At 69.9% G+C, this 23917-nt stretch carries 18 protein-coding genes; 10 read left to right on the top strand and 8 right to left on the bottom strand.

Annotated elements, in window-relative coordinates; genetic code table 11:
- Positions 1-2: 2 nt before the first annotated feature.
- From J7654_RS08195 to J7654_RS08180, 4 genes are all read right to left on the bottom strand, one after another.
- Positions 3-1154 carry an ABC transporter ATP-binding protein gene (locus J7654_RS08195; RefSeq protein WP_209739802.1) on the bottom strand — a complete coding sequence of 384 codons (1152 nt, stop codon included), beginning with the start codon at positions 1152-1154 and terminating at the stop codon, positions 3-5.
- 13 nt (positions 1155-1167) lie between these two features.
- Positions 1168-2253 (bottom strand): polyamine ABC transporter substrate-binding protein, encoded by a 1086-nt coding sequence (locus J7654_RS08190; protein WP_209739800.1) that lies wholly within the window; start codon positions 2251-2253, stop codon positions 1168-1170.
- A 106-nt stretch (positions 2254-2359) separates the two neighbouring features.
- Positions 2360-2845, bottom strand: coding sequence for a GNAT family N-acetyltransferase (locus J7654_RS08185; RefSeq protein ID WP_209739797.1), 486 nt, complete (start codon positions 2843-2845; stop codon positions 2360-2362).
- 8 nt (positions 2846-2853) lie between these two features.
- Entirely contained in the window at positions 2854-4275 is a 1422-nt protein-coding gene (locus tag J7654_RS08180; protein ID WP_209739794.1) for a helix-turn-helix domain-containing protein, read from the bottom strand.
- 220 nt (positions 4276-4495) lie between these two features.
- Here J7654_RS08180 and aceA point away from each other — a divergent pair, with 220 nt between their 5' ends.
- From aceA to edd, 9 genes are all read left to right on the top strand, one after another.
- On the top strand, positions 4496-5800 hold the full coding sequence (aceA, locus tag J7654_RS08175; protein WP_209739791.1) for an isocitrate lyase: 1305 nt from the start codon (positions 4496-4498) through the stop codon (positions 5798-5800).
- Positions 5801-5831: 31 nt separating this feature from the next.
- A complete protein-coding gene (locus tag J7654_RS08170) occupies positions 5832-6089 on the top strand; it encodes an SMc00767 family acetate metabolism repressor (protein ID WP_209739788.1) in 258 nt (85 codons plus the stop codon).
- 78 nt (positions 6090-6167) lie between these two features.
- Positions 6168-7703 carry a glutamine synthetase family protein gene (locus tag J7654_RS08165; protein WP_209739787.1) on the top strand — a complete coding sequence of 512 codons (1536 nt, stop codon included), beginning with the start codon at positions 6168-6170 and terminating at the stop codon, positions 7701-7703.
- The gene (locus J7654_RS08160; protein WP_209739784.1) at positions 7696-8985 is read left to right on the top strand and encodes an NAD(P)/FAD-dependent oxidoreductase; all 1290 of its coding nucleotides are present in this window, start codon (positions 7696-7698) and stop codon (positions 8983-8985) included. The genes J7654_RS08165 and J7654_RS08160 overlap by 8 nt, the downstream gene beginning before the upstream one ends.
- A 17-nt stretch (positions 8986-9002) precedes the next feature.
- Positions 9003-9617: a biliverdin-producing heme oxygenase gene (locus J7654_RS08155; protein WP_209739781.1), complete on the top strand. Its 615-nt coding sequence runs from the start codon at positions 9003-9005 to the stop codon at positions 9615-9617.
- Entirely contained in the window at positions 9614-12196 is a 2583-nt protein-coding gene (locus tag J7654_RS08150) for an HWE histidine kinase domain-containing protein (protein ID WP_245195719.1), read from the top strand. The genes J7654_RS08155 and J7654_RS08150 overlap by 4 nt, the downstream gene beginning before the upstream one ends.
- 80 nt (positions 12197-12276) lie before the next feature.
- On the top strand, positions 12277-13755 hold the full coding sequence (gene zwf, locus J7654_RS08145; protein WP_209739775.1) for a glucose-6-phosphate dehydrogenase: 1479 nt from the start codon (positions 12277-12279) through the stop codon (positions 13753-13755).
- Positions 13752-14465 carry a 6-phosphogluconolactonase gene (gene pgl / locus J7654_RS08140; RefSeq protein WP_377946347.1) on the top strand — a complete coding sequence of 238 codons (714 nt, stop codon included), beginning with the start codon at positions 13752-13754 and terminating at the stop codon, positions 14463-14465. The genes zwf and pgl overlap by 4 nt, the downstream gene beginning before the upstream one ends.
- 30 nt (positions 14466-14495) lie before the next feature.
- Positions 14496-16313, top strand: a complete 1818-nt coding sequence (edd, locus tag J7654_RS08135; protein WP_209739773.1) for a phosphogluconate dehydratase — start codon at positions 14496-14498, stop codon at positions 16311-16313.
- A 163-nt stretch (positions 16314-16476) separates the two neighbouring features.
- Here the strand turns inward: edd and J7654_RS08130 are convergent, their stop codons facing one another.
- Together J7654_RS08130 and J7654_RS08125 are read right to left on the bottom strand one after the other, a co-directional pair.
- A complete protein-coding gene (locus J7654_RS08130) occupies positions 16477-18483 on the bottom strand; it encodes a GumC family protein (protein WP_209739771.1) in 2007 nt (668 codons plus the stop codon).
- 94 nt (positions 18484-18577) lie between these two features.
- Positions 18578-19666, bottom strand: coding sequence for an endo-1,4-beta-xylanase (locus tag J7654_RS08125; protein WP_209739769.1), 1089 nt, complete (start codon positions 19664-19666; stop codon positions 18578-18580).
- A 31-nt stretch (positions 19667-19697) separates the two neighbouring features.
- Here J7654_RS08125 and J7654_RS08120 point away from each other — a divergent pair, with 31 nt between their 5' ends.
- Positions 19698-20990, top strand: a complete 1293-nt coding sequence (locus J7654_RS08120; RefSeq protein ID WP_245195718.1) for a lipopolysaccharide biosynthesis protein — start codon at positions 19698-19700, stop codon at positions 20988-20990.
- On the opposite strand, the gene J7654_RS08115 is transcribed toward J7654_RS08120, so the two are convergent.
- A complete protein-coding gene (locus tag J7654_RS08115) occupies positions 20962-21846 on the bottom strand; it encodes a DUF6492 family protein (protein WP_209739766.1) in 885 nt (294 codons plus the stop codon). The genes J7654_RS08120 and J7654_RS08115 overlap by 29 nt on opposite strands.
- Positions 21843-23741 carry a WecB/TagA/CpsF family glycosyltransferase gene (locus J7654_RS08110; protein ID WP_209739764.1) on the bottom strand — a complete coding sequence of 633 codons (1899 nt, stop codon included), beginning with the start codon at positions 23739-23741 and terminating at the stop codon, positions 21843-21845. The genes J7654_RS08115 and J7654_RS08110 overlap by 4 nt, the downstream gene beginning before the upstream one ends.
- Between the last annotated feature and the right edge of the window lie 176 nt (positions 23742-23917).

Here is a 23917-nt window from a genome sequence, read left to right as displayed (position 1 = left end):
CGTCAGTCCTTCAGGATGACGCCCGCGTCGGGCGAGAAGGTGAGCCAGACCTCGTCCTCCCAGGCGATCTGCTCCTGCGCCACGCGCGCGGCGTTGATGACCGTGGCGCGCAGGATGGCGCCGCTGGCGAGCCGGACGTTGAAAAGGGTCACGTCGCCGAGATAGGCGATGTCCCAGACCTGCCCGCGAAGCGCGTTGACGGCCGTGTTCGCCGGGGCCTGCTTGGAGAGGCGAACCTTTTCCGGCCGGATGGCGAAGGCGGCCTTGTCGCCGGGCGCCAGGGCATGTTCGCTCAGCGTCTCCAGCACCGCACCGTCCGCCTCCAGCCGTACGCGCCCCTCCCCCGCGGCGGTAACGGTGCCTTCGAGGATCGAGACCGTGCCGACGAAATCGGCCACGTAGCGGCTGCCGGGCGCCTCGTAGAGCACGGCGGGCGTGGCGACCTGCGCCACGCGTCCCTCGCGCATCACCGCGATGCGGTCGGACATGGTCATCGCCTCCTCCTGGTCGTGCGTGACGACCACGAAGGTGAGGCCCAGCTCCTGCTGGAGGTCCATCAGCTCGAACTGCGTCTCCTCGCGCAGCTTCTTGTCGAGCGCACCCAGCGGCTCGTCCAGAAGCAGCACCTTGGGCCTCTTGGCGAGCGAGCGCGCCAGCGCCACGCGCTGCTGCTGGCCACCGGAGAGCTGCTGGGGCTTGCGCCTGGCGTAGCGCTCCAGCTTCACCAGCTTGAGCATCTCGGCCACCCGCGCCTCGATCTCGGCCCGCCCCATGCCGTCCTGCCGCAGCCCGAAGGCGACGTTCTTCTCCACGCTCATATGCGGGAACAGCGCGTAGGACTGGAACATCATGTTGAGCGGGCGCCGGTGCGGCGGCACGCCTTTCAAGCTCTGGCCGGACAGGCGGATATCGCCGCTCGTCGGCTCCTCGAAGCCCGCCAGCATGCGCAGGAGCGTGGACTTGCCGCAGCCGGAAGGCCCGAGCAGCGCGAAGAACTCGCGCGTGAAGACGCGCAGCGACAGGTCGTCCACCGCCACCGCCTCGCCGAAGCGCTTGGTCACGCGGTCGAACTCGATCAGCGGGGCTTGCGCCGGATCGTTCCAGGGCTCGAAATTGCGCCGGATATTGCCGAGCGACTTCTGCGGGGCGGTCATGCCGGCGCCCCGCTCAGCGGCCGGTCTTCAGGCTCTGGAAGTTCCGCGTCACGAGGCGCTGGGTGCGCGCGTCGTAGGGCAGCTTGATGAACAGGGTCTCCAGCGTCGCCTCGTCCGGGTAGACGGCCGGGTCGCTCAGGATCTCGGGGTCGATCAGCTCCTGCGAGGCGAGGTTGCCGTTGGCATAGACCACATAGTCCGTGGAGCGGGCGATGATGTCGGGCCGCATCATGAAGTCGATGAACTGGTGGGCGGCGTCCACATGCGGCGCGTCGGCCGGGATCGCCATCTGGTCGAACCACATCAGGGCGCCCTCCTTGGGGATCGAATAGCCGATCTCGACGCCGTTGCCGGCCTCCTCGGCGCGGTCGCGCGCCTGGAAGACATCGCCGGAGAAGCCCACGGCCACGCAGATGTCGCCATTGGCCAGCGCGTTGATGTATTCGGAGGAGTGGAAGCGGCGGATGAAGGGGCGGATCGAGGCCAGCAGCTCCTGCGCCCGCTCCAGATCCTCGGGATCGCGGGAATCGGGATCGAGGCCGAGATAGGCGAGCGCGGGCGGATAGATCTCGCCCGGCGAATCCAGGAGGTCGATGCCGCACTGGCTGAGCACCTCGGCATTGGCCGGGTCGAAGACCAGCGCCCAGGAATCGAGCGGCGCGTCGGGCAGCAGCTCGGCGACGCGCCGCGTGTTGTAGCCGATGCCGGTGGTGCCCCACATGTAGTTGACAGAATGGGCGTTGTCCGGGTCGTAGAGCGCCGTGCGCTCCTCGATCAATGGCCACATGTTCCCCAGGTTCGTCAGCTTGGAGCGGTCGAGCGGCTGGAAGATGCCGGCCTCGATCTGCCGGCCCATATATTCGGCCGAGGGCACCACCACATCGTAGCCCGAGGAGCCGGCCAGTAGCCGCGTCTCCAGGATCTCGTTGGAATCGTACACGTCGTAGACCACGCGGATGCCGGTCTCGGCCGTGAACTCCTGAAGGACGCTCTCGTCGATATAGTCCGACCAGTTGAAGACGTTGACGACATTGTCCTGCGCGAGCGCGGGCGTTGCGGTGGCGAGAAGCGCGGCGAGCGCGGCGAACCTGGCTGTCATGGCGGCAACCCTTGAGCGTTCGAGGCAGGCGGGAATCGGGATCGTCCCCGGATGGCGGCCTACTATTTCCGAGCGGCAGGGGAATGAAAAGCCCGTCGCCGCGCTTTCAATTGCGGCGCAGCATATAGATGGCGCCCTCGCCATAGGGGGCCAGCTTGGCGCGCATGTCTTTTTCGGCCGGCCGAAAGCCGAAGCGGGCCCAGAACGGGCCCGTGCCGTAGACCGAGACGAGCGAGGCCGTCTCGAACCGCGCCGCGAGGTCGAGAAGTCGGCCGATGCCGCTCGCCGCATGGCCGCGACCGCGCCGTTCGGGCGCCAGCGCCACATCGTGCAGGTAGTAGTCGTCCGCCGCCTCCGGCAGGCCGGGCAGGATCGCGTCGAGCGGCGGCGGGGCGTAGCGGCGGATCGGATGGGAGACGGCGTAGCCGCCGATCTCGCCGCCCCCGCACAGGACGAGGCAGCCGGCGGGAAACAGCGACAGGCGGTTGCGGAACATCGCCTCCCCTTCCGGGAAGCCGGGATGGACCCGCACGGAAAGCGCGAGAACCGCCGGCAGGTCCGCCTCGCGCATGGCGCGCCATTCGAATGTCATGACAGCCTCTACTGGAAGTCGAAGGGGGTCAGCCCGCTCGTCCATTCGTCGAGGCCGAGGGGGCGCGTCAAGGGCGGTTCGGCGCGGGCCAGGCACCCGACGCGCTCGCACAGCCGGCAGGCGGGGCCGATCTTCAGGGCCGCGCCCTCCCGCAGCAGCCGGCCATAGACGAGGCGGTCCTTGTAAGCGAGGTCGCAGCCCAGAAGCACGGCGCTGCGGCGCGGGCGCTCCCCCGCCCCCGCGCGCGGCCCCTCCACCGTGCGGGCCACCAGCAGGAAAGCGTCGCCGGCCGGGGTTTCGCCCGCCTCCACCAGGACGCGACCGGCCTGCGCGAAGGCGTCGTGCACCGGCAGCTTGACGCAGCCGCCGCCGAAACGCTGCGCCGGAAAGCCCCGCGCCCCGGCGCGGCGCAGCCGGTGGCCGGCATGGTCCATCTCCATGAGGAAGAAGGGCACGCCCGGCGCGCCCGCGCGCTGGAGGCTGGTCAGCCGGCTGGCCGCCTGCTCGAAGGAGACCTGGAAGCGGGCGCACAGCACCTCCACGTCGTAGGCGGTGCGCTCGGCCGCCGCGTGGAAGGCGCCATAGGGCATGATCAGCGCATGGGCCGCATAGCGCGTCAGCTCCACGCGCGCCAGCCGCCGCGCCTCGGGCGACTGGAAGGAGAAGGAGCGCACCTCCTCTTCCACCAGCTCGCCAAGCCTCAGGGACACGCATTCCCCCGCAATCTCGCGCAGCCGGTCGGGCGCCGAAAGGCGCTCGGAGACGAAGAGGCGGCGCGAATGGCGGTCGAAGCGCCGTCGCCAGTTCGGCATGGTCTCGGCCGGCAGGACGCGCACCGAAACGTCGTGCTCCTCACGCAGCCAGCGCCTGAGGGCGCCGGCCGGATCGTCGCCCGGCGCCAGCGCGGCATGGAAGGCCTCCGCGGCGCTGTCGAGGGCGGGGTAGAAGTTCGGCCGGCTCTCCAGCACCTCCTGCACCTCGTCCATCGGCAGGCGCGCGGCCGGCTGCGGCGCGGCCTTGCCCTCATGCGCCAGCAAGCCGGAGAGGTCGGAGAGGCGCGCCTCCAGCTCCCTGTAGGCGCCGTGCAGCTTCACCAGCCCCGCCGCCGCGTTGGGCGCGGCCTCGGCGATCTCCACCAGCTCCTGGTCGCCCGGCAATTCGCCCGCCAGCAGCGGGTCGGCGAAGACGGCCTTCAGCTCGGCGAGCGAGACGGCCTTCTCGGACGACCCGTGCAGGCCGGCCGGATCGATCCGGTGCACCTCCGAGAGCTTGAGGATGAGCTGCACGGTGAGCGGGCGCTGGTTGCGCTCGATGAGATTGAGATAGGAGGGCGAGATGCCGAGCGACTTGGCCATGGCCGCCTGCGTCAGCCCGATTCCGTTGCGCAGGCGGCGCACTCGGGGACCCGCGAAGATCTTGTTCTCGGCCATCTTCACCGATCTTTACAAATGCCGCCCGCCTCGCGGGCCTTTCGACATTTACATCTTTACAAGGCGATCTTGTAAAGACCGAGACAAGACGACCCCATTCCACCCCGCCCAAACCCCGGTTTTTCCGGAAAGCCGCGCCCGACCTTGTAAATCCCGTATCAGAGCGGAAGGGCGAGCGGCCCATCCGCCCAAGTTTCGATACCGGGAGAATCGTAACGCCATGACCGATTTTTACAAGCTCGTTCCCTCCGCGCCCCAGGGCCGTTTCGAGGGCGTCGCGCGCAACCATACGGCAGCGGACGCCGAGCGCCTGCGCGGGTCGGTGCGCATCCGCTACACACTGGCCGAGGAAGGCGCGAACCGCCTCTGGACGCTTCTGCACGAGGAGGATTTCGTCAATTCGCTCGGCGCCATGACAGGCAACCAGGCCATGCAGCAGGTGCGCGCGGGCCTGAAGGCCATCTACCTTTCCGGCTGGCAGGTCGCGGCCGATTCCAACACCGCCTCGGCGATGTATCCCGACCAGTCGCTCTATCCGGCCAATGCCGCGCCGGAGCTTTGCCGACGCATCAACCGCACGCTCCAGCGCGCCGACCAGATCGAGCACGCCGAGGGCAAGCGCTCGGTCGAGACCTGGTTCGCGCCCATCGTGGCCGACGCGGAGGCCGGCTTCGGCGGGCCGCTCAACGCCTTCGAGATCATGAAGGCCTTCATCGAGGCTGGCGCGGCGGGCGTCCATTACGAGGACCAGCTCGCCTCGGAGAAGAAGTGCGGGCATCTGGGCGGCAAGGTGCTGATCCCCACGCAGGCCCATATCCGCAACCTCAACGCCGCGCGGCTCGCCGCCGACGTGATGGGCACGCCCACCCTCGTCATCGCGCGCACCGATGCGGAGGCCGCCAAGCTCCTCACCTCCGACATCGACGAGCGCGACCGGCCCTTCGTGGACTACGAGGCCGGGCGCACGCCGGAGGGCTTCTACCGCGTGAAGAACGGGCTGGAGCCCTGCATCGCGCGCGCCATCGCCTATGCGCCCTATGCCGATCTCATCTGGTGCGAGACCTCCAAGCCCGACCTGGAGCAGGCCAGGAGGTTCGCCGAGGGGGTGCATCGCGAGCATCCCGGCCAGATGCTGGCCTATAATTGCTCGCCCTCCTTCAACTGGAAGAAGAATCTCGACGAGGCCACCATCGCCCGGTTCCAGCGCGAGCTGGGGGCCATGGGATACAAGTTCCAGTTCATCACGCTCGCGGGCTTCCACCAGCTCAATTACGGCATGTTCGAGCTGGCGCGCGGCTACAGGGACCGGCAGATGGCCGCCTATTGCGAGCTCCAGGAGGCCGAGTTCGCGGCCGAGGCCGACGGCTACACCGCCACCAAGCACCAGCGCGAGGTCGGCACAGGCTATTTCGACGCGGTGGCCACCGCCATCGCGGGCGGCGAATCCTCCACCGTGGCCATGGGTGAATCCACCGAGGCCGCGCAGTTCAAGCCGGAAAACCCCCTCCACATCGCGGCGGAATGAGCCGGACAGGCCACCAAAAGGGAGAAGACAGATGAGTGCCATCACCGAACTGGAGCGCCCCCGCACCCGCGTCCGCGAGCGCGCCGAGGAGCAGTCCACCAGCATGGACGAGACGCAGCAGGCGGCGATCCGCAGCCTGGCCAACGACCTGCACCGGCTGAACCAGTCGGTCATGAAGGCGGTCGAAAGCGGCGTCTCGGTGGAGCTGGTCCGCTCCGCCCGCCACCACTCCGGAAACGGCTGCTGGGGCGACCTCATGATTCCGGTCATCCTGCGCAAGGAAGGCTGAGGCGCGAAAGGCGGTTTGCCCAAAGGGGGAACGCGCGGCTATCATCGGCCGCGCGTTTCCGCGTCATCGAAGGATTCCATGGTCGACCGCCCGAAGATTCCGAAATCGGAGGCGAACGCCCCCTCCACCTTCCAGCGCCGCGCCGACGGCCACGGCCAGGAGCGCCGCGCCTCGCGCTCCGAGCGAGAGGCGCCGCCGGAGGCGGGCCGCTTCCTCGACATAGAGGCCGCCACGCCCACCGTGCTGGAGCGCAAGCGCGGCGTGAAGACGATGGAGGAGGCCGCGCAATGGCTGCGCTGGCGCGGCATCGACGATGTCGAGTGCATCACGCCGGATCTTGCCGGCGTGGCGCGCGGCAAGATGATGCCCACCAAGAAATTCACCGCCAACACCTCGCTAGCGCTGCCCTCCGCGCTCTTCATGCACACGATCTCCGGCGACTACCCGGAGGAGACGGGCGAGTTCCGCTATTCGCCGAACGACGGCGACCTGAAGCTGATGCCCGACCTTGCCACGCTGTGCGAGGTGCCCTGGGAGAGCGACCCGACCGCGCAGATCATCTGCGACGTGGTGGACACGGCCGGCAACGCGGTGCCCTACACGCCGCGCAACGTCTTGAAGCGCGTGCTGGCGCTGTACGAGGAGCGCGGCTGGCGCGCGGTGGTGGCGCCCGAGATCGAGTTCTACCTCGTCTCCAAGAACATCGACCCGGACTATCCGCTGACGCCGCCCATCGGCCGTTCGGGGCGGCAGATCCAGGGCGGGCAGGCCTATTCCATTGGCGGGGTCAACGAGTTCGACGAGCTGATCGACGACATCTACGACTTCTCCGACCGGCAGGGGCTGGAGATCGACACCCTGATCCACGAGGAGGGCGCGGCGCAGCTCGAGATCAATCTGCGGCACGGCGACCCGATCGAGCTGGCCGACCAGGTCTTCCTCTTCAAGCGCACCATCCGCGAGGCCGCGCTCAAGCACGGCATCTACGCCACCTTCATGGCCAAGCCCATCCAGGGCCAGCCGGGCTCGGCCATGCATATCCACCAGTCGGTGGTGGATGTGCAAAGCGGGCGCAACGTCTTTTCCAACGAGGACGGCAGCCCGTCCGCCCTCTTCCGCCACTTCATCGGCGGGATGCAGCGCTACGTGCCCGCCGCCCTCATCATGATGGCGCCCTATGTGAACTCCTACCGCCGGCTGACGCACGGCATGAGCGCGCCCACCAACAATGCCTGGGGCTTCGACAACCGCACGACCGCCTTCCGCGTGCCCACTTCCGACGCGGCCGGGCGGCGGGTGGAGAACCGCCTGCCCTCCTCCGACGCCAATCCCTATCTGGCGCTCGCCGGCTCTCTGGCCTCCGGCTGGCTTGGCATGGCGAACGGGCTGGAGCCCGACCAGCCGACGGACCGCACGGTGAACGAGGACGGCGTGATCTCGCTGCCGCGCGGGCTCCTGGAGGCCGTGGCCGCCTTCGAGGGCGAGGCGTGCTTCCACGATGTCTTCTCGCGCGAGTTCGTCGGCACCTTCTCGGGCATCAAGCGCGGCGAGCACGAGACCTTCATGCAGGTCATCAGCCCCTGGGAGCGCGAGTTCCTGCTGCTCAATGTCTGACCCCTACCGCTCGCCCATCTCCCCCGGCCGCTCCTGGTACGAGGACAGCGTGGGGCCGCGGCCGCGCCATCCCCGGCTCGACGGCTCGCGCACGGTGGACGTGGTCGTGGTCGGCGGCGGCTTCACGGGCCTGTCGGCCGCCGCGCATCTGGCGCGGGCCGGGATCTCGGTCGCGCTCCTGGAGGCCCATCGCCTCGGCGACGGCGCGTCCGGGCGCAATGGCGGGCAGATGGGCACCGGCCACCGGCTCTGGCCGGTGGAGCTGGAAAAGCATATCGGCCTGGAGCGCTCCCGCACCCTGTTCGACGTGGCCGAGGAGGCCAAGGCCCATCTCCTCGCCTTCTCGCGCGAGAACGACATCGAGATCGACTACCGGCCCGGCCAGCTCTCGCTCGCCCACAAGAAGGGCTATGTCGAGGAGTACCGTAAGGCGGCGCAGGTGGTCGCCGAGCGCTACGGCTATGCCCATGCCCGCTTCATGGAGCGTGGCGAAGCCGCCGAGCGGCTGGGCTCGAGCGTCTATTTCGGCGGGATAAGCGATACCGGCACCGGCCATATCCATCCGCTGAAACTGCTTCTGGGCACCGCGCGCGTGGCGGCCGAGGCGGGCGCGGCGCTCCATGAGGAGACGCCCGTCCTCTCGCTGGAGCGCCGGGGCGGGAGGATCGAGGCGCGCACCCCGTTCGGCACCGTCACCGCCGCGCGCGCCCTCATCGCCACCAACGCGCATGGCGGAACGCTGAACGCGCGCACCGCCGCCCATGTCCTGCCGATCCGCTCCTTCATCGCCGCGACAGAACCGCTGGCCGAGCCCGAGCGGGTCATTCCGGGCGGCGAATCGGTCGATGATTCGCGCTTCGTCGTTCGCTATTTCCGCAAGAGCGCCGACAACCGCCTGCTCTTCGGGGGGCGGGAGGCCTATTCCTCCGCCTCCAGCGCCATCGAGCCGCAGATCCGCCGGCAGATCGAGGCGACATGGCCGCATCTCAAGGGCGTGCCCATCAGCCATGCCTGGGGCGGCTCGGTGGCCGTGACGATGACGCGCATGCCCTATGTGGCCGAGGTCGAGCCGGGCATCACGACGCTCGCCGGCTGGTCGGGCCACGGGGTGATGCTGTCGAATTTCTGCGGCCGGCTCTATGCCGAGCGCGTGGCCGGGGGCCCCGACCGGCTGGAACCGCTGGCCGCTCTGCGCATTCCAGCCTTTCCGGGCGGGCGGCGCCTGCGCACGCCCCTGCTTTTCCTCGCCATGACGTGGTTCTCCCTTCGCGATCGCTTCTGAGCCCTTTCGGATATTCCTTGCCCGACGCACCCCGCCCCCACAGGCCGGACCATCGACTGCGCGCGCGCCTGCGCGAGGGCACGCGAGAGCGGCACGAGCGGCTCGACGCGCTGTTCGACCCGATGTTCCGCACCGGCGACCTCGCGCCCTACCACCGCTTCATCCGCATGAACCACGCCTGCCACGAGGCGCTGGAGCCGCTGATCGCCGCGCCGCTCGCCTCCCTCCTGCCGGACTGGGCCGAAGGATCGCGCCTGCCGCAGCTCCGGCGCGACATGGCCGAGATGGCGCTCGCGCCGCTGCCCGCGCCGGCCTTCGGCACGCCCGATACCGTAGCGGCCGTGGGCATCGGCTACGTGCTGGAGGGCTCGCGCCTGGGCGGCATGATTTTGCTGCGCCGTCTCCATAAATTGGAGGCCGGCGCCCTGTCATCCCGGCCCAGCGCGCACTATCTCGCTTCCTCTGAAGGGGCCGAGCGCTTCAACCGCTTCCTGAAGGCAGCGTCCGGCCTCGACTGGCAAGAGGCTCGCTTTGCCCGATGCCTCGCCGCCGCCAACGCGGCATTCGATTGTTTCCTCGCCGCCGCGCGCGCGGCCGGGGCGGAACCAGAGCCGAGAGCCGCCATTTCGTGACGATCACCGATCCAGCCGACTTCAAGGTCGACCTGACCAATTGCGACCGGGAGCCGATCCATCTCCTCGGGGGCATCCAGGGCTTCGGCTTCCTGATCGCCGTCTCGACCGACTGGCTGATCGAGCGTGCCTCGGAGAACATCGCCGCCTTTCTCGGCCGCGAGGCCGATGCGCTTCTCGGCGAGCCGATCACGGGCGTGCTGAGCCAGAACGCGGTCCATTCCATTCGCGGCCGCCTCCAGACCCTGGCATCCAACGACGGGACGGAGCGCCTGTTCGGGGTGGACCTGATCGGCACCGGCCAGCGCTTCGACGTGGCGATCCACCTTTCGGGCAAGTCCATCGTGATCGAGGCCGAGCCGGCGCTCGACACGGGCATGAATCCCAACACCCTCGTCAAGACGATGGTGACGCGCATCCAGAAGACGCCGGACCTCGCGACCCTCTATCGGGAGGCCGTGCGCCAGCTTCGGGGCGTGACGGGGTTCGACCGGGTGATGCTTTACAAGTTCGCCCCCACGGGCGCGGGCGCGGTGGTGGCCGAATCGGCGCGCGGCGGCATCGGCTCCTTCCTGGGGCTGAACTATCCGGCCAGCGACATTCCGGTTCAGGCCCGCGCCCTCTACGTGCGCAACCAGATCCGCATCATCTGCGACGTGGATGCCGAGCCGGTTCGCATCCAGCCCTCGCTGGACCCGCACGGCCAACCGCTCGACCTGTCGCTCTCGGTGCTGCGCTCGGTCTCGCCGATCCATCTCGAGTATCTGAAGAACATGGGGGTGGGCGCCTCCATGTCGATCTCCATCGTCATCGACGGCAAGCTCTGGGGGCTCTTCGCGCTGCACCACTACGGCCCGCGCCATCTGCCGATGGAGCTGCGCTCCACCGTCGAGCTTTTCGGCCAGATGATCTCGCTCATCATCGAGGGCCGGCTCTACAAGGAGCAGCGCTCGGCCGAGGAGAAGGCCCGCACGCTGCACGACCGCTTCGTGGCCAAGATCGTGGCCGCCACGCCCTCCATCGAGGCGATCGCCGATTTCTCCGAGGAATTGTGCGAGATCATCGACTGCGACGGCTTCGCCCTCTACGCCAAGGGCCGGGCGCAGACGATGGGGCAATGCCCGACGGGCGAGGAGATCGGCGCGCTTGCCCGCTTCCTCAACCGGGCGGGCGCGAGCCGCGTCTATGCCAGCGACGGCCTGTCCGACGTGCACCCGCCGGCGCAGGATTTCGTGGATCGCGCGGCCGGCGTGCTCGCCATTCCCGTTTCCCGCTCGCCGCGCGACTACATCCTCTTCTTCCGCAAGGAGATCGTCCAGAGCGTGACCTGGGCTGGCGATCCCTACACCAAGGAGCGCGGCATCGGCCCCCACGGGGCGCGGCTGACGCCGCGCAAGAGCTTCGAGACGTGGAAGGAAACCGTTCACGGCCGCTCGCTGCCATGGTCGGACGCCGATCTTCGCGCCGCCGAGGCGCTGCGCATCTCGATCCTGGAAGTGCTCCTGCGCTTCAACGAGGAGACCGAGCGGCAGCAGGCCCTCGCCTCGCAGCGCCAGGAGCTTCTGATCGCCGAGCTGAACCACCGCGTGCGCAACGTGCTGAGCCTCATCCGCGCGCTGGTGGCGCAGTCCAAGCCGGGCGCGGAGAGCGTCGACGAGTTCGCCGCCATCATCGGCGGGCGCATCCAGGCGCTGGCGCGCGCGCACGACCAGGTGACGAACGAGAGCTTCTCCACCGTCTCGCTGCGCGACATCCTCCAGACGGAGATTTCCGCCTATATCGGGCACAAGGCTGCGCGCTTCCACCTCTCCGGACCCGATATCCTGATCGAGGCCAACGCCTTCGCCACCCTTGCTCTCGTCTTCCACGAGCTGGTGACGAACTCTGCCAAATACGGGGCGCTTTCCGATTCCTCCGGCAGCGTCAAGGTGGACTGGACCATAGAGCCGAGCGGGAACTGCCGCATCCTCTGGCGCGAGAGCGGCGGGCCGCCGGTGACGCCGCCCATGCGCCGGGGCTTCGGCTCCACCATCATCGAGCGCTCCATCCCGCACGATATCGGTGGCGAGGCGCAGGTGGACTACCGCCTGGCGGGGCTGGAGGCGAGCTTCCTCCTGCCCGCCACGGTGCTGCGGCCGGACGCACGCCCGGCGGCTTCCGGCAAGCCGGAGCACGGGAAGGGCGACGCGCCCGGCGCTTCGTTCCTGCCCGGCGCGCTCGACGGGCTTCGCGGCCTGATCGTGGAGGACAACATGATCATCGCCCTCGATGCCGAGCAGCTCATGCTCGACAACGGCATGGGCGCGGTCTTCACCGCGGCCAGCGTGGCGGAGGCGCGCAAGATCATCGACGCGCAGGCCGTGGACGTGGCGCTTCTCGACGTCAATCTCGGCAGCGAGACGAGCTTCCCGCTGGTTGCCGATCTCGACGAGCGCCGCGTACCCTTCGTCTTCGTCACGGGCTATGGAGAGCAGATCGACTATCCCGCCGAGGCGGGCGAGGTTCGCGCGATCAAGAAGCCCTTCGCCAGCGAAGAGCTTCTGGCCGCGCTTTCGAAGGCCGTGGGGCGTGGCGGATAGGCGCGTCGGCGTTGCGCTCTTAATCGATTAGACTATATGTCTGGCGGCATTCCGAGCGCGAGGAGGCTGAAGGAAGGCGCGTGTCCAGTCAGATTATCCCGGTCGATCTCTTCGACTACGTCGTTTTCGGCGGCAATGGCGACCTTGCCGAGCGCAAGCTCCTGCCGGCGCTTTATCATCGCGATCTCGACGGCCAGCTCCCCGAGGGGGCGCGAATCATCGGCGCCTCGCGCTCCGAGCTTTCCGACGAGGAGTACAGGACCTTCGCCAGGGCCGCCGTCGAGGCGCATGTCGGCAAGGCCGAGCGCGACGACGAGGCGCTGGAGCGCTTCCTCTCGCGCCTCTTCTACCGGAAGGTCGATGCGCGCGAGGACGAGGGCTGGGACGAGCTGAAGGCGTTTCTCGACGAGGCGGGCGACGAGCGCGTGCGCGCCTTCTACCTCGCCGTCGGCCCGGCCCTGTTCGGAGACCTCGCCTGCCGCATCCGCGAGAAGGGCCTCGCCCACCACAACACGCGCCTCGTGGTGGAGAAGCCGGTGGGGCGCGACCTCGCCTCCGCCAAGGCGCTGAACGCGGTGATCGGCAAGCATTTCACCGAGGACCAGGTCTTCCGCATCGATCACTATCTCGGCAAGGAGACGGTGCAGAACCTGATGGCGCTGCGCTTTGCCAACATGCTCTACGAGCCGGTGTGGAACTCGGCCTATGTGGACCATGTGCAGATCACGGTGGCCGAGGGCGTGGGGCTGGAGGGCCGCGCGGGCTATTACGACAAGGCCGGCGCGCTGCGCGACATGGTGCAGAACCACATCGTCCAGCTCCTGTGCCTGGTGGCGCTGGAGCCGCCCTTCGCGCTGGACGCGGATGCGCTGCGCGACGAGAAGCTGAAGGTCCTGCGCTCGCTCAAGCCCATCACCGCCGTCAATGTCGAGCAGATGACGGTGCGGGGCCAGTACAAGGCCGGGGCCTCCAACGGCGGACCGGCGAAATCCTATCTGGAGGATCTCGGCGCCCCTTCCAGCGACACCGAGACCTTCGTGGCCATCAAGGCGGAGATCGACAACTGGCGCTGGGCCGGCGTGCCCTTCTACCTGCGCACCGGCAAGCGCCTGTCGCAGCGCATGAGCGAGATCGTCGTCACCTTCCGCAAGATTCCCCATTCCATCTTCGAGGAGAGCGTGGGCACGGTGGCGCAGAACCAGCTCGTCCTGCGCCTGCAACCCGACGAAGGCGTGAAGCAGTGGCTGATGATCAAGGACCCCGGCCCCGGCGGAATGCGCCTGCGCCACGTGCCGCTGGACATGAGCTTTGCCGAATCGTTCGGAATGCGCAATCCGGACGCCTATGAGCGCCTGCTGATGGACGTGATCCGGGGCAACCAGACCCTGTTCATGCGCAAGGACGAGGTGGAGGCCGCCTGGGAGTGGATCGACCCGATCCTGACCGCCTGGGAGACCAAGAACATGAAGCCGCAGACCTACACGGCCGGCACATGGGGGCCCTCGGGCTCCATCGCCCTGATCGAGCGTGACGGGCGCACCTGGCACGAGCCCGAATGATGGGCGCGGACCGGCACAAGCTTCACGAATACGCGGATCGCGAGGCGCTGGCCGAGGCCCTGGCGGCGGGGGTCGGCGCGGTGCTGGCGGGCGGGCTCGCCACGCGCGGCTCGGCCATCCTCGCCGTCTCGGGCGGCTCCACGCCCAGGCTCTTCTTCGAGACGCTGGCGCGGGCGGAGATCGACTGGCAGGCCGTGACGGTGCTTCTGGTGGACGAACGCTGGGTGCCCGCCGGGCACGAGCGGGCCAATGCCACGCTGGTGCACCGCCACCTCCTGCAAGGGCCGGCCGCCGCCGCCCGCTTCGAGCCCTATTACACGGAGGGGCTGGGCGCGCCCGAGGGGGCCGCGCGCCTGTCGCAGCTCTTCGGCCATCTCGCCCGGCCCATCGACGCGCTCGTGCTCGGCATGGGCGCGGACGGGCACACCGCCTCCTTCTTCCCCGGCGCGGACCGCCTCGCGGAGGCGCTCGACCCCGCCACGCCCCGGCTCTTCGAGGCCGTGGAGGCGCCGGGCGCGGGCGAGCCGCGCGTGACCCTGACCTTGCCGCCCATCGTGGAGGCACGCTTCCTGGCGCTCCATATCGAGGGGGAGGAGAAGCGCCGCGTGCTGGCGCAGGCGCAAGCGCCGGGGCCTTGGGAGGCGCTTCCCGTGCGCGCCGTCCTGCGCAGCCCTCGCGCCCATCCGATCGAGATATTCTGGGCGCCCTGAGACGGGCCGCGCCCTCATATGGAGGCCATCATGGCCGCAGACAGCCGCATCGAAGCCATCACGAGGCGCATCGCCGAGCGCTCCGCCCCCACACGCGAGGCCTATCTGGAGCGCATCGAGGCCAAGGGCGCCGAAGGCCCCAAGCGCAGCCGGCTCAATTGCGGCAACCTCGCCCACGGCTTCGCGGCCTGCGGGCCGAGCGACAAGGCGCGGCTGGCGGGCGACGTGACGCCCAATCTGGGCATCATCACCGCCTATAACGACATGCTTTCGGCCCATCAGCCCTATGAGCGCTACCCCGAGCTGATCCGGCAGGCCGCGCGCGAGGTGGGCGCCACGGCGCAGGTCGCCTCCGGCGTGCCGGCCATGTGCGACGGCGTCACGCAGGGGCAAGGCGGCATGGAGCTTTCGCTGTTCTCGCGCGACGTGATCGCCATGGCGGCGGCCGTGGGCCTTTCGCACGACATGTACGACGCGGCCGTCTATCTCGGCATCTGCGACAAGATCGTGCCGGGCCTTGCCATCGCGGCGCTGACCTTCGGCCACCTGCCCGCGATCTTCGTCCCCGCCGGGCCGATGACCTCCGGCCTGCCCAACGACGAGAAGGCGCGCATCCGCCAGCTCTATGCCGAGGGCAAGGTCGGGCGCGAGGCCCTTCTGGAGGCGGAATCGAAGAGCTATCACGGCCCGGGCACCTGCACCTTCTACGGCACGGCCAATTCCAACCAGATGCTGATGGAGATCATGGGCCTGCACATGCCGGGCGCCTCCTTCGTCAACCCGAACACGCCCCTGCGCGACGCGCTGACGCGAGAGGCGACGAAGCGCGCCTTGTCCATCACCGCGCTCGGCAACGAGTTCACGCCCATCGGCCATGTGGTGGACGAGAAGGCGGTGGTGAACGGCGTCGTCGGGCTCCACGCCACCGGCGGCTCCACGAACCACGTCATGCATCTGGTGGCGATCGCGGCCGCGGCGGGCATCAAGCTGACCTGGGCCGACATCTCCGACCTGTCGGACGTGACGCCGCTTCTCGCCCGCGTCTATCCGAACGGGCTGGCGGACGTGAACCATTTCGAGGCGGCGGGCGGCATGGGCTTCCTGATCCGCGAGCTCCTGTCCGCCGGCCTCCTGCACGAGGATGTGCGCACCGCCTTCGGCCACGGCCTCTCCGCCTATACGGTGGAGGCGAAGCTTTCGCCGGACGGGCACGGCGTCGTGCGCTCCCCCGCCCCGGCCGTCAGCGGTGACGAGAAGGTGCTGACCACGGCGGACAAGCCCTTTTCGGCCAATGGCGGGCTGAAGATGCTGAAGGGCAACATGGGCAAGGCCGTCATCAAGGTCTCGGCCGTCAAGCCCGAGCGGCGGATCGTGGAGGCGCCGGCGCGGGTCTTCGAGGACCAGGACGACCTCCAGAGCGCCTTCAAGGCCGGCGAGCTGACCGGCGATTTCGTGGCCGTCGTCCGCTTCCAGGGCCCACGCTCCAACGGCATGCCCGAACTGCACAAGCTGACCCCCACGCTCGGCGTCCTCCTGGACCGGGGGCAGAAGGTGGCGCTCGTCACCGACGGGCGCATGTCGGGCGCGTCCGGCAAGGTGCCGGCCGCCATCCACGTCACGCCCGAGGCCAAGGAGGGCGGGGCCATCGGGCGCATCCGCGACGGCGACATGATCCGTCTCGACGGCGAGAGCGGCGAATTGTCCATCCTCGTCTCCGAGGAAGAGCTGATGGCCCGCCCCGTGGCGCAGGCCGACCTGTCGCGCAACGAGCATGGGCTGGGGCGCGAGCTCTTCGCCGTCTTCCGCAATGCGGTCGGACCGGCGGATCTGGGCGCGAGCGTCTTCTAGGAATTCGGAAACCGTTTGACGATTCGGCGGCGGAGGGCTTGCGAGGGATTTTTCGTCGTCCGCACGGAGCCAGTCGATGCCGGCGGCATCGGCGAGGCTCGGGGACGCGGCGGCGGCGGCAAAGACCCGCAGGACCGACCGGCCCGAAGTCTCGAACGCCCTCTCAGCCCTTCGGCTCGGCAAGCCGCCGGCGGCGGATTTCGGCCACCGTCAGGCGCTCGCCGTCCTTGGCGGGCTTCGGACGGGCGGAGCGGATCGGGGGTTCGTCCTGCGCGGCGCGCGCCGTGCCGATGTCGCGCAGCCGCTGGCGCAGATTCGCGCGCCGCTGTGCATCGGTCGCGGGTGCGGGGTCCATCTCGCCCGAAGGCTCGCTCGGCTCGGCGGCCGGTGGCGCTTCCCCGCGAACGGCCGGCTCTTCGGCGCGCGAAGCCTGCGGCTCCTCGGGCCGCGTCGGTGCCTGCGGCGCCGGCTCCCGCTCGGCCTCCCGGGCGCGCGGCTCGTCCTGCTCCATCGCAGCTTCCGTTTCGGGCCTGGCGGGCTCAGGCTCGGGCTCAACGGGCGGCGCGTCGCTCACCGACGGGCGAACGTCCGGCCGGCTCGCGGCGGGCGGTTGCGGTCTCGATGGGCGGGCGGTGGAATAGGTGACGGGCACGGGCAGGGCGGTGAAGACGGGATAGCCGCCATCGGCGTTGGGCGCGGTGCGCACCGCTTCGCTGGCGGCCAGATGCTCGCGCACCAGCCGCCAGAGCGCGGCGAGGATCGCGATGCCGAGGCCCAGCCCGAGGCCGAGGATCAGGCCCGCCAGCACGATGAGCTTGCGCGAGGGGCCGGTCGGCTCGAAGGGCGGCATGGCCTCGGAGATGGTGCGCACATTGGCCGTGTTCAGGCTTTCCTGTTCGCCGAGCTCGCGCGCGCGCAGGAGATAGGCCTCGTAGACCGCGCGCGAGGCCTCGACCTCGCGCTCCAGTTGGCGCAGTTCCACGAAGGAGCCGCTGGTCTCGATCTGCCGGTCGCGCAGCGTCGCGATCTGCGCGCTCAGGGCGCGTTCGGTCTCCTCGGCGCGTGCCAGCTCGGTCTGCGCCGAGGCCACGATGCGCGAGAGTTCGGTGGCGATGGCCCGCCGCGCGGTGCCGAGCGCGTCCTCGCTGGCGGCGCGCTGGGGGTGGCGCGGCCCCAGGCGCGAGGCGAGAACGGCGTTCTCCTGCGCCAGATCGGCATAGGACTGGCGCAGCCGCAGGAGCGCGGCCGAGTTCAGCTCCTCCGGGAAGGCGCCGTCCACCACGTCGTCCACGCTCGCCTGGCGCATGGAATCGGCGCGCACGCGAAGCCCGGTGATGGTGGCGCGCGCCTCGGCGAGCTGGTTGTTGATGCGCAGGATGAACTCGTCGTCGATGAGCCGGCCGCCCACGCCCACGAGCTGGTTCTGCGCCCTGTAGGCCTCCACCGCATCCTCGGCCCCGCGCACCCTCTCGCGCAGTTCGGCCAGGCGCGCCGTGATGGCGTCCGTTGCCCGGCGCGCCGTATCGGACTGCACGCGCGCCTGCTCCTCCACGAAGATCTGCGCCACGAGATTGGCCAGATCCGCCGCCTTGGCCGGCTCCAGGCTCTCCACCGTCACCTCGATGACGAAGGAGTTGGCGTTGCGGGCGGCCGTCACCTGCCGGCCGAGATTGACGATGGTCAGTTGCCGCCGGTCGGTGATCTCGGCTTCCGGCTCGGCGCCGGGCAGAAGGGTGATGGAGGGCAGCCACCGGTCGAACGGCCCCTCGGCCGTGCCGTTGAACTCGGGGTCCTGCGTCAGCCCGGCGCGGTCCACCACCTGCGCCAGCACGCTTTGCGAGGTGATGACGGCGATCTGGCTCTGCACCAGCGCCAGCGCGGCGTCCGAGGCCAGACCGAGCGGCGTCTGCGTCACCTCGTTCTGGACGAGGTTGAGCCCGCGCGGGTCGAGGATCATCTGCGTCGAGGCGTGGTAGACCTTCGGCATCGAAAGGGCGATGAAGGCCGCGAGCGCCCCGCCCACGAGCCCGAGCCCCAGAATGGCGAACCTGGCGCGCCAGACGCGGCGCGCCACGAACACCGGATCGACGAGCGAGGACGGGGCTGCACGCGGCGCAAGGCTGGCCGAGGACGCCGCTGGGGACGCCTTGGTCTCGTCGGAAGTGAACATCGCGGGCAGCTATCCGGAGTGTGAAGGCGAAGGGTCTGGACCGATTGTCACCCCATCATGGCAAACAAAGGGTTAAACGTCGATTCAACGCTGTTCAGCCCATCGCCGCGAGCCGGGCGCGCAGCATGTCGTACCAGGGCTTGGGCCGCATCCGCGCATCGAAGGGCAGCGGGCGGGAAGGCTTGCCGTCCTGGCGCGGCATGGCATCCGGCACCCAGGAGTAGCGATCCGTCAGCCCCCAGGTGACGAGGGCGAGCGGCGGCGTGCCCTCCACCGCGTCCAGAAGGTCGGAGACGACGCGCGTCGCCGCCGCGTCCTGCTCCTCCACCCCGCCGCGCACCTGGAAGTCGATCACGTCGAGCTCGGTGACGATGAGGCGCACGCCCAGCGCCTCCAGCGCCTCGCCGAAGCGGGCAAAGCCCGGAACGTCGACGGCCAGATGCGAATAGAGATGGGCCTGGAGCCCCACGGCATCCACGCGGATGTTGCGGTCCTGAAGCTGGCGCACGATGTCCAGCATGGCGGCGCGGCGCGCGTCGTAGCGGTCGCCGGCGAATTCGAGATCGTAGTCGTTGATGACGAGGCCGGCGCCCGGGTCGGCGCGCGCGGCCGTCTCGAAGGCCAGCGGCACGTGGCGGGGGCCGAGGCGCCGCAGCCAGAAAGTGTCGCGCAAGGGGCCGTCCGGCCCGCCGCGCGGATCATGGGCGATCACCTCGTTGACCACGTCCCAGTCCGTCAGGCGCCCGCGATAATGGTCGGCCACGCGCTCGATATGCTCGATCAGCGCGGTCTCGGCCTCGCTTTCGTCCTCGATCGCCTCCAGCCAGGGCGGGTTGGTGGACCACCAGACGAAGGCGTGCCCGCGCGAGGCCTTGCCGTTCGCCAGCGCGAAATCGACGAGGCGGTCGGCATGGGTGAAGTTGAACTCGTCCCGCGCCGGGCGCAGGAGGCCGAATTTCAGCTCGTTCATCGGCATCACGATGTCGCAATGATCGACGAAGGCCTGAACGTAAGACGGATCGGTGTCGAAATAGTCCGACTGGATCGCGGCGCCGAAGGGCACGCCGCCCGCCGCGCGGGCGGGCCGCGCCAGGCAGGCCCCGGCCACGAGCCCCGCGCCGGCCGCCAGAAACGAACGGCGCGTTAAACCGCCGGTGGCAGGATGGGCTTGCGGTGTCGTCATGGCGGGGCGAACCTTTGGCAGCGGGAAGACGATGGGGCGAGCGGCAGTCTGGCGCGAAAGATTTAAGGGCGAGATACGCACGCTCGGACATTTCGCCAAGCTGGCGGGGGGCGCCGCCGGGCGGCTGGTGATCTCGCTCGCCTATTTCGTCTCGCTGGCCAACACGCTTTCGGTCGCCGATTTCGGCCTCTTCGCCACCGCCTCGGCCATCGGCATCGTGCTGTCGCGCGTGGCCGGATTCGGCTTCGTCTCGCCGCTCTACCGCATCGCCACGGGCAAGCCCCGGCTGGTCGGCGCCTATACGGGCACCCTCCTCGTGGCCTTTCTCCTTTCCGCACCCGTGGTCGCGGCGCTCTCGGCGCTGTTCTTCGCGCTGTTCTTCGCCGGGCAGATGGCGGCCCTCGCCTTCGCGGCGGTGATCGTGGCGGAAGTGGCCTGCTGGCGGGCGCTGGAGGTGGTGTGCATCGTCAATAACGGGCTCGGCCGCTTCGGGCGCGGGGCGGCGATCGTGATCCTCGGCACGGCGCTTCGCGCGCTGGCGGCCATCGCCTTCGCAAGCGCCTCGGACGGCTCGCTCCTGTCCTGGTCGCTCGCCTATCTCGGCGCGAACGCGCTGGCCGCGCTTCTGTCCATCGCCCTCTGGTATCCGCGACGGCGCCTGCGCTTCTCGCGCGGCCACGCCTTCGCCCGCTGGCGCGACAGCCTTGCGGTGATGGCCTCCGAAATCGCCTTCTACGTCCAGTCCGAGCTGGACAAGCTGCTCGTCCTGGCGGTGGGCGGGCCGCAGGCGGCGGGGCTCTACGCCATTCTGATGCGGCTGATCGACCTGACCGCCCTGCCCGTGCGCGCCTTCAACACGCTGGTGGTGCAGAAGCTGATGCGCGCGCCGCGCTGGCTCGCCTCGTGGCGGCGGCGCATCGGCATAGAAGCGGCCATCGCCGCCGCCTCGGTGGCGGGTCTCGGCGCGCTCGGCCTCGTGCTGCATGTCCAGCCGGCCGCCCTCGGCCGCAATGTCGCGGACGCGGCGCCCTTCGTGCTCCTGGCGCTGCTGGTGCCGGCCTTCCGCAACCTCGTGGAGTATCAGGGCGAGATGCTCTATGCGCGCGGCCTGACGGGCCTTCGCGTGGCGATCCTTCTTATGGTCGGCGCGCTGAAGGCGGGGCTCCTCTGGCTGCTCCTGGCCACGCAGGAAGACGCGCAGGCGCAGATCCTCGGCCTCAACGCCGTGTTCGCCGCGCTGTGGCTGGCCTCCACGCTGGCCAGCTACGGTGCACTGGCGCGGCTCGACCGGCCCTTCAGGCCAGCCCGACCAGCGAGCGGATGAGCGCGGTGTTCGTGCCGGTGAAGGACTGGATGCCCAGCGCCACCTCGTGCGGGGCCATGTCCCCCAGGAAGGCGCTGAGCGTCCCCTCGTCCATCGCCGCGCCGGCCCAGTAGACGCGGCACAGCGCCTCGGCGCTGGGCCAGTGCCGCTCCGGCCGCTCTTCCACCTCGTCCACGAAGCGCCCGTAGATGGTGCATTCGGACAGCGAGCGCGTGGCCGCCAGCGCGCGCAGGGCCGGCCGGCCGGTGACGGCCTCGATGCGCGCGGCCATCTCGCGCGCCGTGTCCGCGCGCCAGCCGATGACGGTGTTGATGTGGTCGGCCGTGTTGCTGCGGCCCGCGGCGATGCCCAGAAGCGCGGCGGCCTTCCGCGACCAGCGCGTATGCTCCTCCTCCGCCTCGGGCACCAGGAGGGCGAACCCGTCCGGCACGCGGTAGAAGCGCAGCGCGCCCTCGCGCCACAGCCCGGCCATGTCGAAGGGGCGCACGAACACGACGTCGGAATCGCAGGAGATCATCGCCGCCTCGTCCATGAGGCGGGCGAAGGCGATGCGGCGAAGCTGCTGCACGTGCCAGCCCCGCAGCGGCGGCCCGAAGGGCGAGAGCCAGAGGCGCCGGCGCGGATTGAGGGGGTCGGGAACCGCGCGCAGCCAGAAGGGCAGGAGGTCGCGCTCGCTGACCACCGTGCGGCGCGGCCCCTCGAACGGACGGAACAGGGCGGCATCGGCGCCCTCCACCAGAAGGTAGTGTCGCGCGTGGCCGCTCACATGGCGGTCGATGCTGTCGCACAGGAGGCGGCAGCGTTCCAGGTCGCCGCGATAGCTGGCGGTGACGATGGCGGTGGCCGGATGCGTCACGAGCGCCCCGCTTTCTGGCGCAAGGCGGCCCAGAGGAAGGACGGGTTGCCCAGCACGTAGCGGGCGAAGAGGCGCCTCGGCTCGCGCGCGAGGCGATAGGCCCATTCCAGACGCAGGCGGCGCAGGCGCTCGGGCGCGCGCGGCACGCGCTGCGCCATGAAGTCGAACAGGGCGCCGACGCCCAGCGCCAGCCGCGCATGGCTTCGCGTGACATGCTCGGCGATAAAGCGTTCCTGCGCCGGCACGCCCATGGCGACAAGCAGGAGATCGACGGGCTCCTCCTCCAGCCGCCGGAGGATCGCCTCGCGCGCCGGCGCATCGAAGAAGCCGTCGCCGAGAACCTCGTAGCGGTGGCCGGGCGCAAGGCCCGAGAAGGCCGCAGCCGCCTCGCGCGCGACGCCTTCGGCCCCGCCCAGAAGCCCCACCCTCAGCGGCCGCCCCGCCTCGCGCAGGAGCTGGGGCACGAAGTCCGTGCCGTTCAGATTGGCGGGAAAGGGGCAGCCGTAGAGAAGGCGGGCGGCGAGATCGACGCCGATCCCGTCCGGCAGGACGGTGAAACCGGAGAGAGCGCCCGCATAGGCCGCGTCCCCGCGCGCCACGTTGACGCAATGGGCATTGGCGAAGGCGATCTTCGTCAGGCCGCCGCCCTCCAGAGCGCGCCGGCACAGTTCGAGCGCGGCCGGAAGCGACAGGGCCGCGACGCGAACCTTGCCGATCCGCAGCGAAGGCAGGCGCGTGCCGGCCAGATCGAGCGCGCGGCGCGCGACATCGGCGGCTGCCCGGCCCTGCTGCCCGGCGAAGGCCCGGCCGTCGAGGCGCGCCAGCGTGCCTTCGCGCTCGGCCGCCACCATGCGCCCCAGCGCCTCGGCGAAGGCCGGCGCGTTTTCGGCGACCGTGAAATTGGCCGGCAGGGGCACCTCGACGCCGCGCAGGGCGGCGGGCGTCGCCACCGCCGGCATTCCCTCCTCCAGACATTCCAGCGTCTTGAGCTGGATGCCCGTACCGCTGGTGGTGGCGAGCGCCATGACGCGGCTTTCGCGCACGAAGGCCTGCGCGTCCGGCACCCGGCCGAGAAGGCGGATATGGGGGGGCGTATCCGGCCTTGGCGCCGGCAGGCTTCCGGCGATCTCCACCGACAGGCCGGGGTCGAGGCGGGGAGCCACCTCGGCCAGGAACCAGTCCAGCCCGGCGCGATTCGGCGCCCAGCTCCAGGTACCGATCAGGCCGATATCGCGGCGGCGAAGCCCCTCGTCGCGGGGCGCGGGGCGCCCCAGGACAAGGGGCAGCACGTGGGCGCGCAGGTCGCCGGAAAGGCCAAGCGGCGCGAGGTCCTGCGCCGAGAGCGTAAGGACCGCGCCCGCCTGTGCGCACAGGCGCGTCTCACAGCGCTCCAGAAGCCGCGCCTCTCGCGCATAGAGCCGGCGGGCGAGCGGGCCGCGCGCCGTCCTGGCGTTCTGGCGGGCGGAGAGAAACTCGACATTGTGCGCCACGTAGATCGTCGGCGCGATGGTCTCGAGGGCGGGGTAGGCGGCGGGCATCTGCACCGAATTGAGGATGACGGCGTCGTAGGGCCCGCGTGCGGCCAGGCGCTCCAGAAGCGCCTGGCCGGGCAGGACGGCGAGCTTGGCCGCGCCCACCGGCAGCCCCTTGGCGAGCGCGCGGCTGGCCCATCTGCCCTTCGCCGCCGCCCCCACGCGGGCATTCTCGATCGCCATTTCGCCGAGCAGGATCTCGTCCTCCCCCTGCCCCGCGGTGCTTCCGGGCCGCCGGAAGCCCGCCAGCGTCAGCCGCGCGCCAGCCGCGCGAAAGGCCGAGAGGATGGAGGCGTTGGCGATCTCGAAGCCCGTCTCGGGAACCGGCTCGGGCAGCAGGGAGGTGACGAAGAGGCAGTGCATGGAGCCCTGGGGGATGATGGCGCGGGCCGGAGTGTGGCCGGCGCTTCTTACGATCCGGATAATACGGCAAAGCCTTTCCATTAAGAGTTTCGGGCTAGGGTCGCCCATATGGAGCGTGCCGGGACGATTCAATTCACCGGAACGGCTCATCTCTTCGTCTTCTTGCATTTCCGGAC

Origin of the sequence: Aureimonas populi, assembly GCF_017815515.1 — a bacterium.
In the GTDB taxonomy this organism is placed as follows: Bacteria; Pseudomonadota; Alphaproteobacteria; order Rhizobiales; family Rhizobiaceae; genus Aureimonas; species Aureimonas populi.
This window is presented reverse-complemented; position numbering and strand designations above follow the sequence as displayed.